The following is a 15,623-nucleotide window of genomic DNA, read 5'->3' as shown; positions in this document are numbered from 1 at the left end:
TAACTTTCATATTATATCACACATCCTCTTTAAAAGCGTCACGTTTTTCTGTAAACTTAATATAAGACGTAAAAGGGGATGGAAATTATGAAAAAAATGAATTGGCTTTTACTATTATTTGCATTTGCAGCGGTTTTCAGCATTATGCTGATCGGCGTCTTTATCGCTGAAAAAAGCCCTGCAGGCATTATCGCCAGCATTGTACTTGTTTGCGCTGTCATGGGCGGCGGATTTACATTAAAAAAGAAAATGCGCGAACAAGGCTTGCTTGATTAAAAGCATTGCCCCGCCGGCGACATTGTAATCAAAAAACACCGCAAAGAAAGCGGTGTTTTTCATTTCTTTAAGCCTTATCTCCCCTGTTTCTTAGTCAGGAAGATGCAAAACAGCCTACATACATAGACAATCGTTCTAACGGTCACACGTGCAGCCTTCAAAAAGTAGTTCGGCAACGATACGCATAAAATACCATAGCGCCTATTCCTCCACCGGAAACTACTCCCTATAATGGAATTTGTAGCACAATTCACAAAAGGGAGAGAAGAAACATGAAGAAAACATTTGTAAAAAAAGCTATGTTAACGACTGCCGCAATGACCTCAGCTGCTCTATTAACGTTCGGTCCTGATGCAGCCAGCGCAAAAACACTGGTTGATAACACTGCTGTTCAACTCCAGCATCAGGCGAGCACTAATGAAGATCTCAATACATTCATTGATATATTAAATCAATGTATATACGAACAAGACGGTGTATATTATTTTGACAGCGAAAAAGCTGTCGAGTTAGGAATGACAAAAGAAGAGGCTCAGGTAATTGCTACACTCTGGGAATCGACATCAGAATTTTTCAGCATTGTTTCACAATGTGTGTATCTCGAGGATGGAAATTACAAATTTGATACAGAAAAAGCAGTTGAACTTGGCTTCACAGAAAAAGAAGCACTTGCACTTGAACAATTTTTCTCCGCTGTTTCTCTCAAGATTCACATTCTTCAAGCAGCCATTGTGCTACAAGATGATGTGTACAGCTATGATAAAGACGCAGCGCTACAAGCAGGTGCAACGCCACTGCAAGCTGACGTTTATGAAAAACTCTTCAGTGCCCTGTCACAAGAACAGCTTGCCGCTATTTATGATATGATTCATCCCCAGGCTTAATGTGAAAAAGCGCTTGCCGGAATCGGACAAGCGCTTTTTTTATATCAGCAGTTTGATGATCAGCATCACGGCAACCGCCGCTCCAAACCAGCAGGCGGCTTTCATAATCAGTAATCCATAGTACCTCTGTTTAAAACGCAGTTCTTCCTCCAGCAGAAAAGCCTCCTCAACGGCCTGTTCGCTTTCCAATTCAAATGGCTCAGCCATCGTGTCATACATGTCTCTGCAGCTGCTGCACATTTTTAAATGCTCTTCTATAACGTGTTCCGTTTCTCTTTTACAATCACCTTCAAGATACAGAGGAAGCAGGTCTCTTACTAGAAAGCAGGTCATATCCGCTCCTCCTCTCTACTTTTCGTCATGTTTTTCTTTAGCTCTAATCTAGCCCGGTGCAATGTGGTTTTCACCTTAGAAAGACTCCAACCTAATATCTCAGCGATTTCTTCATAAGAAAGCTCTTGGAATTCTCTTAAAATCAAAACGGATTGATGCTGATCTTTTAACTTCAGGAGCTCCTGCCGCAGTGTTTCGCTTTTCACCGTCCGTGACAGATACTGTTCAGGCTGCTCATAAGTTGTTTGCGTTAACCCTTCATTTTTGCTGATATCAGTAAATTGGTATTTGACATCCCTGCGGTACCAATTGATAAAGGTATGATGCGCAATGGTGTAGAGCCATGTTCTGATGGAAGAATGCCCCCTAAACGAAGCCAGACCGTTAAGAGCTTTCACAAACGTGTCCTGCGCTAAGTCCTTGGCTGTTTCAAGATGATGAGTCCTTCTGAATAAATAATTTAAAATTTCTTGATAATACTGTCGATACAAGTCCTCAATGGAATCCCTATGCTTCATTAAAAGTAAAACCACACCGCCATCCAAATGGCCAATAAAATGAAACAGATATACATGGAAGACAGGTATACTTTCATATATCTGATTTGGCTTTCTTCTTCAGCACCGGGACTTCTCTTTAAACAAGTTTTACTCTTTAAGTCTTCCGCATTCTTTTGGAATTGGGATTCATGCTGTTTCATCCATTCCATTGATTCATCCTCTAGCTCTCCTTCTTTATACAGGTCGTATAGGTCTACAAAAACAGACTCTTTTTCTTTATGATTCATAAAGACTTTTCACCTCTTGTGTTTCTCCATCCACTACATAGGCATCATGGCGATTTGAACCAAACGGCTGAATAATGATCAGCCATGCATAATGCCGTTCATCCCCTCTTTGAACGATAATCGGGCGCATACGCTTTTTGTAAATGACATCCTGATAGAGAGAAGCTACTTTTTCGTAAGCCAATGTTCCATTACGATATGTATAGGGGAATGACTGATCAGGTGTATCGCTGTATACATAAACGTTTAGCTGACCTTGATCTTCAAAAAACTCATATGTTTTAGAAGAATCAGTATACATCACCATGTCACCCTGACTGCTTTTTTTCTTCTTTTCTGATCCACGAGCATCGAAGATCGATAATATCTGATGCTGCAGCCGGCTGTTAGCCATTGAGATATTCTTTTTCATCGGAAGCGAAAGACTATGTAAACAACCGGATTCGCCCTCAAATCCCAAAACAATTCCACCTTTTGTTTCCACTCTCACCATGCTTCCGAGCAGGCTATTGCTTTCAATATCAGTGATCTGATAAGGCTGTTTTGAGATGTTCAGTGCTGTAAACATTTGTTCCACTTTGTCGTGAATGTTTTGTTCTGTTATATGAACATGCAGAAGAGAGTCAAGCCGATAAATCGAAGGATCTTCACTAAAACCCATTAAGGTTTCCTTTTCCCAATAAAATACCGCGCCATCATCAGCAGGATCTTTTTTATGAAGTTGATTTTTCAGGTAAATACGTACGACTGTCTGGTCGTCTTCTTGAGATACCTTTGTTTCGATATGATCCTTATGTAACACACGTCCGTGTCGCTCAAGGAAAGCGATGGACTTTCGCTTGTACTCCTGATTCGTTAGCTTTTTCCCATGTGCTTTTTGTAAGTATTCATAATTACGAATCAGCTGCGATACTTCATCTACCTCAGCTTTATAACCTTTGCTTTCAAATGAGTAGAAATAATGCACATCCATGTTTGTATCGCGCAAATACAATGTCTCATCCGTAGGAAAAAATGACTTTAAAATCTGTTCCGCTTTTTCTGATGAAATGTGCTCCCCGACAAAATTGAATGAATCATGGACATTTGCTGGCTTTGATACAGCGAAAGCAGCCGTTCCTATGTTATATATCGGATTTAACAGCAGGACAAAAAACACCATGACAGCCATCGGCAGCCACTTATTCACATGCACATAAACCTTTCCTGACTTTTGGAACAGATGATAGCTCATCAAAAATCCCGCCATTGCCAAATAAATCGTATATGGCATTACTGCACCATAATTTTTTGAGATTTGATTGGGATATGGCGCAAGCAGCAAGACAAGCAGTCCGATAATCAGCGTATAAAATAAGCCTAGTAAGATCTTATCCGTTCTCCAATACAGCTTGAAAAACACTACATTCAACGCAATGGGAAGAGTGATGATGAAAAACAGAAACACGAATGCAATCGGCTCCATCCCATCCGGGTATTCCTTCCAATACGAAAAGAAACTAAAAATCATTTGTACGATCGGCAAACTGACAACGGCGAGGTCGAACGTATAAAACTTACCCTTTCCGCCATGATCACGCGGCATCAGCATATAGTGAAAAGCCGTCAGCAGCACATATCCGTATAACAAAAAATGCAGCAGCGGCAGCAGTTCATTTCCGTCCTCTCTTAAGTAAGCGCTGGTGAAGTTTGTTGATTGCACCTGGTGAATAAGTTCAACAGACACTCCCGCCAGCAGCACAATCCGCAATATAACACCCGCCAAGAACATTGTGCGCTGCCGGTTCATTTTGGGATGATGCACCAAAAGATATAAGCCCGCCAGAACAACAATTGACCATTGAATCAGCAGGGTGCTTTGTCTGCTTAATATAAAATAACGTTCGAAATGCAATACATAATGACTGAATAACTCCAACACGAACAACAATCCTTTACTTCTTATTAAGGCCTCATTCGGTTAGACAGCGGACTTTTCAAAAAGTTTCAAGATGAAACAAAAATATCTCATCTTCCCCTTGATATGCAAAAAACATAACTCTTGAATGAACCACCACATGACACTTGACTCATCTTGATATTATTCAACAAAAACAAACACAGGACAATACTATCAATTTTGTCTAGTTATGTTAGTTTTTGTTGAGTATTCCAGAATGCTAGTTTAATATAACAATATAAAGTTTTCAGTATTTTCAAAAAGGGGGATTTATTGTGGGTTTAGGTAAGAAATTGTCTGTTGCTGTCGCTGCTTCGTTTATGAGTTTATCAATCAGCCTGCCAGGTGTTCAGGCTGCTGAAGGTCATCAGCTTAAAGAGAATCAAACAAATTTCCTCTCCAAAAATGCGATTGCGCAATCAGAACTCTCTGCACCAAATGACAAGGCTGTCAAGCAGTTTTTGAAACAGAACAGCAACATTTTTAAAGGTGATCCTTCCAAAAGGCTGAAGCTTGTTGAAAGTACGACTGATGCCCTTGGGTACAAGCACTTTCGATATGCGCCTGTCGTTAACGGAGTGCCAATTAAAGATTCGCAAGTGATCGTTCACGTCGATAAATCCGATAATGTCTATGCGGTCAATGGTGAATTACACAATCAATCTGCTGCAAAAACAGATAACAGCCAAAAAGTCTCTTCTGAAAAAGCGCTGGCACTCGCTTTCAAAGCTATCGGCAAATCACCAGACGCTGTTTCTAACGGAGCGGCCAAAAACAGCAATAAAGCCGAATTGAAAGCGATAGAAACAAAAGACGGCAGCTATCGTCTTGCTTACGACGTGACGATTCGCTATGTCGAGCCTGAACCTGCAAACTGGGAAGTCTTAGTTGACGCCGAAACAGGCAGCATTTTAAAAAAGCAAAATAAAGTAGAACATGCCGCCGCCACTGGAAGCGGAACAACTCTAAAGGGCGCAACTGTTCCATTGAACATCTCTTATGAAGGCGGAAAATATGTTCTAAGAGATCTTTCAAAACCAACTGGCACCCAAATCATCACATATGACTTGCAAAACAGACAAAGCCGCCTTCCGGGAACGCTTGTCTCAAGCACAACGAAAACATTTACATCTTCATCACAGCGGGCAGCCGTTGACGCACACTATAACCTCGGTAAAGTGTACGATTATTTTTATTCAAACTTTAAACGAAACAGCTATGATAACAAAGGCAGTAAAATCGTTTCTTCCGTTCACTATGGCACTCAATACAATAACGCTGCATGGACAGGAGACCAGATGATTTACGGTGATGGCGACGGTTCATTCTTCTCTCCGCTTTCCGGCTCATTAGATGTGACAGCGCATGAAATGACACATGGCGTCACCCAAGAAACAGCCAACTTGATTTATGAAAATCAGCCAGGTGCATTAAACGAGTCTTTCTCTGACGTATTCGGGTATTTTAACGATACAGAAGACTGGGACATCGGTGAAGACATTACGGTCAGCCAGCCTGCTCTTCGCAGCCTGTCCAACCCTACAAAATACAACCAGCCTGACAATTACGCCAATTACAGAAACCTTCCAAACACAGATGAAGGCGATTATGGCGGTGTACACACAAACAGCGGAATTCCAAACAAAGCCGCTTACAACACCATCACAAAACTTGGTGTATCTAAATCACAGCAAATCTATTACCGTGCGTTAACAACGTACCTCACGCCTTCTTCCACGTTCAAAGATGCCAAGGCAGCTCTCATTCAGTCTGCCCGTGACCTCTACGGCTCAACTGATGCCGCTAAAGTTGAAGCAGCCTGGAATGCTGTTGGATTGTAATATTAGAAAAAGCCTGAGATCCCTCAGGCTTTTTTTGTTACATATCTTGATTTCTCTCTCAGCAGAAACGACGAAAAGATGCTGCCATGAGACAGAAACCGCTCCTGATTTGCAAAAGAGGGATGCAGCCGCAAGTGCGCATTTTATAAAAGCAGCTAATGATTCAGTCCACATAATTGATAGACGAATTCTGCTACAGGTCACGTGGCTATGTGAAGGATCGCGCGTCCAGTTAAGAGCAAAAACATTGACAAAAAAATTTATTTATGCTAAAATTTACTATTAATATATTTGTATGTATAATAAGATTCTCCTGGCCAGGGGAATCTTATTTTTTGTGGAGGATCATTTCATGAGGAAAAATGAGTCCAGCTTAACGTCTTTGATTTCAGCTTTTGCCCGTGCTTATCACAGCAAATATGACACACCTCTTATTTTTGATGATTTTATCGCAAAAGAGCTCATTAACGAAAAAGAGTTTATCGACATCAGTAAAAATATGATTCAAGGAATATCGTTTTTCAACAAAGAGATCGCCGAACGTCTTCAAAATGATCCTGAAAAAATATTAAAATGGGTTGCACAAATCCAGCTGTCTCCCACGCCCCTAGCACGTGCTTCTTATTGTGAAAAAGTCTTGCACAACGAATTAATCCTGGGGGCAAAACAGTATGTCATTCTTGGAGCGGGGCTGGATACTTTCTGCTTTCGGCATCCAGAATTAGAAAACAGCTTACAGGTTTTCGAGGTTGATCATCCGGCTACACAGCAATTCAAAAAAAATAAGCTGAAGGATGCAAATCTGACAATTCCGGGTCATCTTCATTTTGTTCCTATGGATTTCACCAAAACGTTTTCGTATGATCCTCTCTTAGAAGAAGGATTTAAAAACACAAAAACATTCTTCAGCCTTCTCGGAGTGTCTTATTATGTAACACGGGAAGAAAATGCAAGCTTGATCAGTAATTTATTTTCTCATGTCCCGCCTGGAAGCTCTATTGTTTTTGATTATGCGGACGAAACACTTTTTACAGCAAAAGGGACGTCAAATCGAGTTGAACATATGGTGAAGATGGCTGCCGCAAGCGGGGAACCGATGAAATCATGTTTCACTTATCAAGAGATTGAACATCTGTTAGAGTCATCTGGTTTACTGATCTATGAACATCTATCACCAGACGACATTAATGACCTTTTCTTTAGTAATCGAAAAGACAATTTGTCAGCGTTTGAAACGATTCATTATATTCATGCGGTAAAAAAATAATTTTCAAATTATCAGAAGCCTCTCAATGTTTGAGAGGCTTTTTATTGAACCCGCATGCAGCAAATAAGCTGCCATTATCATATGGCAGCTTCTGCTAAAGGCTTCACCAGGATCATAAATGATTTGCCTTTCTCATCTTTTTCCGTTTTCAGCTGTTCAAAGCCGCATTGGCTTAAAAACAGTATCCATTCCCTGCGCTCAATGGGAACTCCCGCAAACATCGCTTTATGTTTCGCTCTAAGCAATTTGCTGATCTGTTCAATGATCATCTTCGCATGCCCCTTTTTTTCTTCAGCCGGGTCAATCAGGACCGTTCCGAGCCACGGCTTACCGTTTGAAGGAGACCACTCGAGATGGTAGCTGACGGCAACAGGCATACCGTCTTTTTCCCATACAAGCCATGAACCGTTGTACATGGAGTAGGAAATGATATAGTCTTCTGCATCTTTATCTCCAAACTCCTCCTCTTTCCATACAGGATGAGCCTCCGCGAGCTTTTCTAACAAGCTGAGATCATCCTGCTCAAATGGCCTACTTCCGAGCATGAAGATACTCTTCAAATATCGTTTTATGTATAGATGGGTTTCCGGCTAGCACACTGTGGTTTTCTAAAAAGGTAAACGGCTCTCCTTCAATGGTCGTATAGGTGCCTCCTACTTCATTTAACAGCACACAGCCGGCTGCGTAGTCCCATGGCGCAAGCCGCATCGTGATGTAAGCATCTATTCTTCCTGCCGCGACATTTGCCAGCTCTAAAGCGGCAGAACCGTAGGAGCGTGTGCCTCTGACTCTTTTCACAAGTGGCGCTAACACACTTTGATCAATTCTTCTGTTTTCCGTTACCCATGTTGCATTAATGGCAAGTATCGCTTCTTCAATGACGGTTTCTTTTAATGGAGCCAGCTTCGTTTCATTCATATAAGCTCCTCTGCCGCTAAATGCGTGATACAACTCATCGTGCACCACATCATAAATTAAACCGATTTTCCCTTCACCGTTTTCAAAAATCCCAATGGAAATCGCAAAATTTCTTTGCTGGTGCACAAAATTCATCGTCCCATCAATCGGATCAATAATCCATACGACTCCCTCAAGTGAGTGGATTTTGTCTCCTTGCCCCTCTTCACCGAGTATCCGATGTCCCGGAAATGTTTCTTGAATTCGATCAATGAAAAACTTTTCGGTTTCTTTGTCAATATTGGTGACTAAATCATTCGGATTTGATTTCGTTTCAATTGTTAGGCTTTCATGCATGGATTGTTTAATTCTCGCGCCTGCTTCTCTTATCCATTTCTTTGCAATCTCATCAATTTCCGTCCAATTTGTCATTCGTTCGTACCTCTCTTCTATGTAGACCTTTTATTTTATAGGATACTGATAACGGCAATGAAAAAGCAAGGAAAATGAAAAATATCCCTTCTCACGTAAAAACGAACCATTCATGCGGTTCGTTTTCACTATCGCTTTTTTACCCGTTAAGACGAATCCATTCTTTTCTAAGTCGCTCAAGTTTGTTTTTGCTTTGTTCAATCTGCTCTTCATTTTCTTTCTGCATTGCTTCATATAGGGTTGCCAATTCATAATCAACCTCTAGTCTCCAGACAGCAACACGATTGTTTTTCTCTTCCTTAAATCCCTCTTTTACAACTTGCCTCATTGTCTTTCGCCCCTTCCAGAGATCATTTGTTTGTAAAAAAGCATCCCATTTTGCCATTCAACAATGATTACTTCTTATATCGTATGATTGTTCTATTTACGCGCAACATGATTCTGAAAATTGTGTGTTTACCTACTCGTTTATTACCACATTTCCCCTTACTTCAAACGCGCTCAATCTTTTTGAAGCTCGTATGAACTGTGATAAAATATGTATACTTAGCATGAAGGAGGAAAATCATGACACAAATGCGTTTCACTGAAGAAGACTTTAACACATTTACAATAGAAGGCTTAGACGCGCGCATGGAAGTATTAAAAGAGACGATCCGTCCGAAGCTTACAGCTCTAGGCGAACATTTTGCCCCAACTTTATCAGCTTTAACCGGAGATGAAATGTTTCCGCATGTGGCGAAGCACGCAAGAAGATCCGTCAATCCCCCGGCTGACAGCTGGGTGGCGTTCGCAAACAGCAAAAGAGGCTATAAAAAACTGCCGCATTTCCAAATTGGTTTATGGGAAAGCCACGTCTTTGTATGGTTCGCGATTATTTATGAATCCCCTATCAAAGAAGAATACGGCAAATTGCTTGAAGTGAACCAAGAAACCATTACGAAAAATATCCCTGACAGCTTCGTTTGGTCTGCAGATCACACAAAACCGGGAGTACATAAACAGTCTGAAATGGACAAGGAACAGCTGAAGACACTGTTTGAGCGTTTGCAGACTGTAAAGAAAGCCGAGCTGTTATGCGGCATCCAGCTCCAAAAAGAAGAAGTGCTGAATATGAATAACCAGGAATTCCTTCAGCGTATCGACGATGCCTTTAAGCAGCTTGCTTTTCTGTACCGTCTCACCCAAAAAGTATCACAAGCATAAAAAAGAGCCGGGACATCCCCGGCTCTTTTTCCTACATCTTAATCTTCGCCTGATCAGATTCTTTCGCCTGTTTGACCGTGCGATAAGGAGAATATGTACTTTGTTCCTCAAACTCGCCACATAGCTTTTTTTCCTCGGCCTTCCCCGGTACAATTTCCTTGAAACGGCGGTAAGCTTTAAGCAGTTCTTCACGATCCGCCCCTTTTTCATATGCAAGCTCAACCTGCTGGAAAAATGCAATCACATCCACTGCTTCTTCGGTTGTCCAATCTTCATTCATCGGATATTGATACTCCATTTTCTTCACTCCTTGTAGATTTACTTCCCTTAAGAGAAAGCATCTTCATTTGATCATAAATTGTTCTTTACATTCTTTCAAGTTCATAATATAATTCATTTGTTTTACGTCTAAAAAACGGTTGAGAAACTGATTTTAATACACACTATTATGCATAGGTATGATTACAAAGGTGGGAAAACAATTGTCGCAACATGAAACACCCTTATACACAGGACTGAAAAAGCATGCAAGCAGACAGCCTGTTCAATTCCACATTCCCGGCCATAAAAAAGGGGCAGGAATGGACCCAGAATTCAGACAATTTATCGGTGAAAACGCGTTAAGCATAGATTTGATTAATATTGAACCATTAGACGATCTGCACGCGCCAAAAGGCATTATTAAACAAGCACAAGATCTGGCTGCTGAAGCATTTGGCGCGGATCACACATTTTTTTCTGTTCAAGGAACAAGCGGCGCCATTATGACAATGGTAATGGCTGTTTGCGGACCTGGCGATAAAATTATTATTCCAAGAAATGTTCATAAATCAATTATGACAGCTATTGTATTTTCCGGAGCGGTTCCAATTTTTATTCATCCTGAAATTGACAATGAGTTGGGCATCTCCCACGGCATTACACTTGAATCTGCTAAACGGGCGCTTACCGAACATCCGGATGCAAAAGGGCTTCTCGTCATCAACCCGACATATTTCGGTGTTGCAGCCGACTTAAAAAGCATCGTAGAACTCGCTCATTCGTTTGATGTGCCAGTGCTTGTGGATGAAGCACACGGCGTTCACATTCATTTTCACGACGAATTGCCGCTATCGGCTATGCAGGCAGGAGCGGACATAGCAGCGACAAGTGTCCACAAACTGGGCGGATCACTGACACAAAGCTCTATTTTAAACATGAGAGAAGGCCTTGTATCTAAAGACAGAGTGCAATCCATCCTGAGCATGCTGACAACTACGTCAACTTCTTACTTGCTTCTCGCTTCTTTGGATGTTGCCAGAAAACGCCTTGCAACAGAAGGCCGCCAGCTTGCTGAGGAAACACTCAAGCTTGCCAATCAGACGAGAGATCGCCTCAATCAGATTGAAGGCATTTATTGTGTCGGTTCTGAGATTCTTGGGTCGAAAGCAGCTTACAGCTATGATCCGACAAAATTGATTATCTCTGTGAAAAGTCTTGGCCTGACAGGACATGACGTGGAAAAATGGCTTCGTGAATCCTTTAATATTGAGGTTGAGCTTTCTGATCTGTACAATATTTTGTGTATTTTCACTCCTGGTGACAGCCAAAATGATGCAGACCGGCTTGTAGAGGCTTTAACTGAGATCGCACAGCAAATGTCAGAACAAGATGTAACACATCAGCAAACTGAGGTTCTGCTTCCAGAAATACCTTTATTGGCAATGACTCCGCGTGATGCTTTTTATGCAAATACGGAAGTCATCCCATTAAAAGAAGCATCCGGACGGATTATCGCTGAATTTGTCATGGTATATCCGCCTGGTATTCCAATCTTCATTCCAGGAGAAATTATTACAGAAGAAAACATCAGCTACATTTTTAAAAACCTTGACGCAGGCCTCCCTGTTCAAGGACCTGAGGACTCGACTTTACATATGATCCGAGTCATCAAAGAACAAAAAGCAATTCAATAAAAAATAAAAAGCATGCGGCTTAAAGCCGCATGCTTTTTTTACTCTTCATCAACAGGACATTGACATTGTCCGCAGCATGTTCCGTATAATGTTGTCACTTTCTCATCTTCAAAGTAATGAATGGCTTCGTTGCAATCTTGGCAAACAATCGTACCCATCTCTTATTCCCCATTTCTTTGAAATTTGAAAACGCTTAATTTCTTTTGTTGTTATTATATTAATATGTCACATTTAAAATGTCAACAACAAACTGTATAACACATTTGATTTTATCTCATCATATACACCTTGTTTTTCCATTTTCCATCATACAATATCTTCTTCATACAGAAGCTTTACTCGATATATATGCCACAGCACATAATGTAATTTCACGTTTTCTTGAACTTTCATCCAAGAATGCAGCAAAAAATTCAATATACCCCAGGTTGCTATTTTAAACGATTGATATAATATGTAATCTCACTTTAAAAACGGTTTCAATTATATAACAATTAGGTAACAAGAAGCAGATTAAGCCGCCTCTCGTGATAAACTAAAGCTAGTTAACTACTGTTTATACAGAGGAGAAGATAGATGCGATATCGCGCGGTATTCCCCATGCTGATAATAGTATTTGCTTTATCGGGCTGTACGCTTTCCACCATCAATCCGATGAAAAAAAGCCGGATTGACAACATTCATCATACACAAATCCTGTTTTTTTCTGATGAGAACCAAATAGACCAGGAAGCGCCTTATTACGATGCACTGCTTGATTTAGAAAAAGATTATCCCGAGCAAATAGATAAAATGAAGGTCTATGATAAAAAAGAAGGCTGGGAAGATGAGATTGAAACTGTCCCTACCCTTATGGTTGTTGATCAACGCCATGTCGTGGTGAAAATCGAGGGATGTGTGAAAAAGAAAGAAGACATCATTAAACCATTACAGCATGTGCTGTCAAAATAAAAAAACAGCCCCGCTTTGAGCGAGGGCTGTTTTTGATATGAAAATTATTTTACGATGTGAATCGGACTTCCGATTGCCACTTCAGCAGCTTCCATTGTGATTTCGCCCAATGTTGGGTGAGCGTGAATTGTCATCGCGATATCTTCAGCAGTCATGCCGCCTTCAATCGCTAAGCTTAATTCAGAAATCATATCAGAAGCACTTGCTCCGGCGATTTGTGCACCGATCACAAGACCGTCCTCTTTACGAGTGATCAGCTTCATGAAGCCGTCTGTTTCGTTAAGAGAAAGCGCGCGGCCGTTTGCTGCAAATGGGAATTTAGCAGCAACAATGTCAAGACCTTCTTCTTTCGCCTGTGCTTCAGTGTAACCAACTGATGCAAGTTCAGGCTCAGAGAAAACAACCGCAGGAATACCAAGGTAATCGATTTCTGCAGGCTCTCCAGCGATAGCTTCTGCTGCGATTTTACCTTCGTAAGATGCTTTATGAGCAAGCGGCGGTCCTTCGATGATATCACCGATTGCATAAATGTTAGGTACGTTTGTGCGGCACTGTTTGTCAGTTTTCACGATACCGCGGTCCGTCATTTCGATACCGACTTGCTCAAGACCAAGCTCATCAGTGTTTGGACGGCGTCCTACTGTAATCAATACGTAATCAGCATCAACAGTTTTTTCTTCGCCTTTTACTTCGAAAGTAACTGTTACGCCGTCTGGTCTTTCTTCAACGCCTTTAGCCATCGCGTTTGTATGGATTTCAACGTTGCCTTTTTTCTTCAGTCTGCGTGTAACAAGAGAACTCATTTGTTTTTCGAAGCCAGGAAGAATTTCATCTCCGCCTTCAAGAATAACAAGTTCAGTACCGAAGTTAGCATACGCAGTTCCAAGTTCAGTTCCGATGTATCCGCCGCCGATAACAACGAGCTTTTTAGGAATTTCTTTAAGAGCCAAAGCGCCAGTTGAATTCAGGACACGCTCACTATATTTGAAGTTTGGCAATTCGATAGGACGAGATCCAGTAGCGATGATTGCGTTTTTGAACGTGTATGTTTGAGCAGAGTTCTCATCCATAACACGAACTGAATTGCTGTCTACAAAGTAAGCTTCACCTTTTACAACATCTACTTTGTTGCCTTTAAGAAGACCTGCTACACCGCCAGTAAGCTTGTTGACAACAGAAGCTTTCCATTCTTGAACTTTTGTGAAATCAACTGTTACATTCTCAGCAGTGATTCCCATGTCATCAGAATGTTTTGCATTCTCATAACGGTGACCTGCATTGATCAGCGCTTTTGAAGGGATACATCCAACGTTCAGACAAACGCCTCCAAGAGTTGCTTTTTCAACGACTGTTACTTTTTGTCCAAGCTGTGCAGCGCGGATGGCAGCTACATAGCCGCCAGGTCCCGCACCAATTACAAGAGTATCTGTTTCAATAGGGAAATCTCCTACTACCATAACATTACGCCTCCATTAAAATTAATTGTGGATCGTTCAGTAAACGCTTGATGTGATTTAATGCATTTTGCGCAGTTGCTCCGTCGATCATACGGTGGTCGAAGCTGAGAGAAAGAGCTAAGACTGGAGCTGCTACGATTTCGCCATCACGAACAATCGCTTTTTCTGCAATGCGTCCGATACCAAGAATCGCAACTTCTGGATGGTTGATAACCGGAGTGAACCATTGTCCGCCGGCAGAACCGATGTTTGTAATTGTGCAAGATGCGCCTTTCATTTCAGCTGGAGCAAGCTTGCCTTCACGAGCTTTTGTTGCAAGGCCATTGATTTCATCAGAAATTTCAAAGACAGATTTACGATCTGCATTTTTCACAACCGGTACAAGCAAGCCTTTTTCAGTGTCAGCAGCGATACCGATGTTGAAGTAATGTTTTTGGATGACTTCATCTGTTTTATCGTCAATTGACGTGTTTAAAACAGGGAATTTTTTCAGTGCAGATGTAAGAGCTTTTACAACGTAAGGCAAGTAAGTCAGCTTGATTCCTTGATCAGCAGCAACCTGTTTGAACTGTTTACGATGTGCAACAAGGTTTGTTACGTCCACTTCGTCCATTAACGTTACGTGAGGAGCAGTGTGTTTAGAGTTAACCATCGCTTTTGCAATTGCTTTACGGATACCGCTCATTTTTTCGCGTGTTTCTGGGAATTCGCCCTCTGGAGCTGGTGCAGCAGCCGGTTTAGCAGCTGTTTCTTGTGGTGCAGCTGTTTCTTGCGGTGCAGCTTCTTGCGCTCCTCCGTTTACAAAGCTGTCGATATCTTCTTTTACAACACGTCCGTTGTTGCCTGAACCAGTAACCTTACGGATGTCTACGCCTTTTTCACGAGCATATTTACGTACGGAAGGCATAGCGATCACGCGTTTGTTCGGGTCAACTTCAGCTTGATCCTGCTGTCCTGCGCCAGTAGCTTTTGCAGGCTCTTGAGCTTGCTCTTCTTTCGCAACGTCTTGTCCAGCTTCTGCAGTTGACTGAACTTGTGCTTCAGTTTTCGCATCGTCAGACTCGTCGCTGCCTTTAAATTGAAGATCTTCGTAACCAGGTGCATCAAACGTAATAATCGTTTGTCCAACAGTTGCAACCGTTCCCTCTTCAACTTTTAATTCTAATACTTTTCCTTTAACAGGTGAAGGAATTTCTACTACTGCTTTATCATTTTGGACTTCAGCCAGTACATCATCTTCGTCTACCTCGTCGTTAGGCTTGACAAACCATTTTACGATTTCGCCTTCGTGGATACCTTCCCCGATATCTGGAAGTTTAAATTCAAATGCCACAGTTCTCGACCTCCTAGTTTGATTAAGCAATTTTAAAGTTTACATCGTAAGCATTGAAAACAGAT

Annotated in this window: 18 protein-coding genes; 7 read left to right on the top strand and 11 right to left on the bottom strand. The window is 41.5% G+C overall.

The window, feature by feature from the left end; all coding sequences use genetic code 11:
- The first annotated feature begins 87 nt into the window (after positions 1-87).
- A complete protein-coding gene (locus CW370_RS03240) occupies positions 88-276 on the top strand; it encodes a YlaF family protein (protein WP_003245500.1) in 189 nt (62 codons plus the stop codon).
- A gap of 272 nt (positions 277-548) precedes the next feature.
- The gene (locus CW370_RS03235) at positions 549-1,160 is read left to right on the top strand and encodes a hypothetical protein (RefSeq protein ID WP_015383573.1); all 612 of its coding nucleotides are present in this window, start codon (positions 549-551) and stop codon (positions 1,158-1,160) included.
- Positions 1,161-1,199: 39 nt separating this feature from the next.
- Here the strand turns inward: CW370_RS03235 and sigQ are convergent, their stop codons facing one another.
- Genes sigQ through CW370_RS03215 form a run of 4 tightly spaced genes read right to left on the bottom strand, consistent with a single transcriptional unit; the run spans position 1,200 to position 4,210 of the window.
- Positions 1,200-1,493, bottom strand: coding sequence for an anti-SigP sigma factor SigQ (sigQ, locus tag CW370_RS03230; protein WP_101169485.1), 294 nt, complete (start codon positions 1,491-1,493; stop codon positions 1,200-1,202).
- Positions 1,490-2,011: an RNA polymerase sigma factor YlaC gene (ylaC, locus tag CW370_RS03225; RefSeq protein WP_015483186.1), complete on the bottom strand. Its 522-nt coding sequence runs from the start codon at positions 2,009-2,011 to the stop codon at positions 1,490-1,492. Before ylaC ends, sigQ begins: the two co-directional genes overlap by 4 nt.
- Positions 2,011-2,280: a hypothetical protein gene (locus CW370_RS03220; protein ID WP_101169484.1), complete on the bottom strand. Its 270-nt coding sequence runs from the start codon at positions 2,278-2,280 to the stop codon at positions 2,011-2,013. The genes ylaC and CW370_RS03220 overlap by 1 nt, the downstream gene beginning before the upstream one ends.
- The gene (locus CW370_RS03215; protein ID WP_101169483.1) at positions 2,270-4,210 is read right to left on the bottom strand and encodes a hypothetical protein; all 1,941 of its coding nucleotides are present in this window, start codon (positions 4,208-4,210) and stop codon (positions 2,270-2,272) included. The genes CW370_RS03220 and CW370_RS03215 overlap by 11 nt, the downstream gene beginning before the upstream one ends.
- A gap of 284 nt (positions 4,211-4,494) precedes the next feature.
- On the opposite strand from CW370_RS03215, the gene nprE reads away from it, so the two are divergent.
- Together nprE and CW370_RS03205 are read left to right on the top strand one after the other, a co-directional pair.
- Entirely contained in the window at positions 4,495-6,060 is a 1,566-nt protein-coding gene (gene nprE / locus CW370_RS03210) for a neutral metalloprotease NprE (RefSeq protein WP_101169482.1), read from the top strand.
- 352 nt (positions 6,061-6,412) lie between these two features.
- Positions 6,413-7,327: a class I SAM-dependent methyltransferase gene (locus tag CW370_RS03205; RefSeq protein WP_101169481.1), complete on the top strand. Its 915-nt coding sequence runs from the start codon at positions 6,413-6,415 to the stop codon at positions 7,325-7,327.
- A gap of 77 nt (positions 7,328-7,404) precedes the next feature.
- Here CW370_RS03205 and CW370_RS03200 read toward each other — a convergent pair whose 3' ends face one another.
- From CW370_RS03200 to CW370_RS03190, 3 genes are all read right to left on the bottom strand, one after another.
- Complete coding sequence (locus CW370_RS03200) at positions 7,405-7,833, bottom strand: GNAT family N-acetyltransferase (RefSeq protein ID WP_080031034.1); 429 nt, start codon at positions 7,831-7,833, stop codon at positions 7,405-7,407.
- Positions 7,834-7,858: 25 nt separating this feature from the next.
- Positions 7,859-8,656: an inositol-1-monophosphatase gene (gene suhB / locus CW370_RS03195; protein WP_086343803.1), complete on the bottom strand. Its 798-nt coding sequence runs from the start codon at positions 8,654-8,656 to the stop codon at positions 7,859-7,861.
- A gap of 139 nt (positions 8,657-8,795) precedes the next feature.
- Complete coding sequence (locus CW370_RS03190) at positions 8,796-8,984, bottom strand: hypothetical protein (protein ID WP_009967148.1); 189 nt, start codon at positions 8,982-8,984, stop codon at positions 8,796-8,798.
- A 239-nt stretch (positions 8,985-9,223) separates the two neighbouring features.
- On the opposite strand from CW370_RS03190, the gene CW370_RS03185 reads away from it, so the two are divergent.
- A complete protein-coding gene (locus tag CW370_RS03185) occupies positions 9,224-9,862 on the top strand; it encodes a YktB family protein (protein ID WP_101169480.1) in 639 nt (212 codons plus the stop codon).
- A gap of 31 nt (positions 9,863-9,893) precedes the next feature.
- Here the strand turns inward: CW370_RS03185 and CW370_RS03180 are convergent, their stop codons facing one another.
- On the bottom strand, positions 9,894-10,160 hold the full coding sequence (locus tag CW370_RS03180) for a UPF0223 family protein (protein ID WP_010334108.1): 267 nt from the start codon (positions 10,158-10,160) through the stop codon (positions 9,894-9,896).
- A gap of 184 nt (positions 10,161-10,344) precedes the next feature.
- Here CW370_RS03180 and speA point away from each other — a divergent pair, with 184 nt between their 5' ends.
- Positions 10,345-11,817 carry an arginine decarboxylase gene (speA, locus tag CW370_RS03175; protein WP_003244780.1) on the top strand — a complete coding sequence of 491 codons (1,473 nt, stop codon included), beginning with the start codon at positions 10,345-10,347 and terminating at the stop codon, positions 11,815-11,817.
- A gap of 38 nt (positions 11,818-11,855) precedes the next feature.
- Here the strand turns inward: speA and CW370_RS03170 are convergent, their stop codons facing one another.
- A complete protein-coding gene (locus CW370_RS03170; RefSeq protein WP_003232305.1) occupies positions 11,856-11,975 on the bottom strand; it encodes a GapA-binding peptide SR1P in 120 nt (39 codons plus the stop codon).
- 418 nt (positions 11,976-12,393) lie between these two features.
- Between CW370_RS03170 and slp the strand changes: the two genes are divergently transcribed.
- On the top strand, positions 12,394-12,768 hold the full coding sequence (gene slp / locus CW370_RS03165; protein ID WP_003245672.1) for a peptidoglycan-associated lipoprotein Slp: 375 nt from the start codon (positions 12,394-12,396) through the stop codon (positions 12,766-12,768).
- 44 nt (positions 12,769-12,812) lie between these two features.
- Here slp and lpdA read toward each other — a convergent pair whose 3' ends face one another.
- Together lpdA and pdhC are read right to left on the bottom strand one after the other, a co-directional pair.
- Entirely contained in the window at positions 12,813-14,225 is a 1,413-nt protein-coding gene (lpdA, locus tag CW370_RS03160) for a dihydrolipoyl dehydrogenase (RefSeq protein WP_003232309.1), read from the bottom strand.
- A 4-nt stretch (positions 14,226-14,229) separates the two neighbouring features.
- Positions 14,230-15,558 (bottom strand): pyruvate dehydrogenase complex dihydrolipoyllysine-residue acetyltransferase, encoded by a 1,329-nt coding sequence (gene pdhC, locus CW370_RS03155; RefSeq protein ID WP_003232311.1) that lies wholly within the window; start codon positions 15,556-15,558, stop codon positions 14,230-14,232.
- Between the last annotated feature and the right edge of the window lie 65 nt (positions 15,559-15,623).

Origin of the sequence: Bacillus sp. SN32, from assembly GCF_002837495.1 — a bacterium.
In the GTDB taxonomy this organism is placed as follows: domain Bacteria; phylum Bacillota; class Bacilli; order Bacillales; family Bacillaceae; genus Bacillus; species Bacillus subtilis.
The sequence above is the reverse complement of the archived record's forward strand: the minus strand, read 5'-3'. Positions and strand labels throughout refer to the sequence as shown.

Bases quoted from the DNA above. Each gene is read 5' to 3' on its own strand.
- sigQ (WP_101169485.1), bottom strand. From the start codon at position 1,493: ATGACCTGCTTTCTAGTAAGAGACCTGCTTCCTCTGTATCTTGAAGGT.
- CW370_RS03205 (WP_101169481.1), top strand. From the start codon at position 6,413: ATGAGGAAAAATGAGTCCAGCTTAACGTCTTTGATTTCAGCTTTTGCC.
- slp (WP_003245672.1), top strand. From the start codon at position 12,394: ATGCGATATCGCGCGGTATTCCCCATGCTGATAATAGTATTTGCTTTA.
- ylaC (WP_015483186.1), bottom strand. From the start codon at position 2,011: ATGAAGCATAGGGATTCCATTGAGGACTTGTATCGACAGTATTATCAA.
- CW370_RS03170 (WP_003232305.1), bottom strand. From the start codon at position 11,975: ATGGGTACGATTGTTTGCCAAGATTGCAACGAAGCCATTCATTACTTT.
- CW370_RS03220 (WP_101169484.1), bottom strand. From the start codon at position 2,280: ATGAATCATAAAGAAAAAGAGTCTGTTTTTGTAGACCTATACGACCTG.
- suhB (WP_086343803.1), bottom strand. From the start codon at position 8,656: ATGACAAATTGGACGGAAATTGATGAGATTGCAAAGAAATGGATAAGA.
- CW370_RS03180 (WP_010334108.1), bottom strand. From the start codon at position 10,160: ATGGAGTATCAATATCCGATGAATGAAGATTGGACAACCGAAGAAGCA.
- CW370_RS03240 (WP_003245500.1), top strand. From the start codon at position 88: ATGAAAAAAATGAATTGGCTTTTACTATTATTTGCATTTGCAGCGGTT.
- CW370_RS03185 (WP_101169480.1), top strand. From the start codon at position 9,224: ATGACACAAATGCGTTTCACTGAAGAAGACTTTAACACATTTACAATA.
- lpdA (WP_003232309.1), bottom strand. From the start codon at position 14,225: ATGGTAGTAGGAGATTTCCCTATTGAAACAGATACTCTTGTAATTGGT.
- CW370_RS03190 (WP_009967148.1), bottom strand. From the start codon at position 8,984: ATGAGGCAAGTTGTAAAAGAGGGATTTAAGGAAGAGAAAAACAATCGT.
- CW370_RS03235 (WP_015383573.1), top strand. From the start codon at position 549: ATGAAGAAAACATTTGTAAAAAAAGCTATGTTAACGACTGCCGCAATG.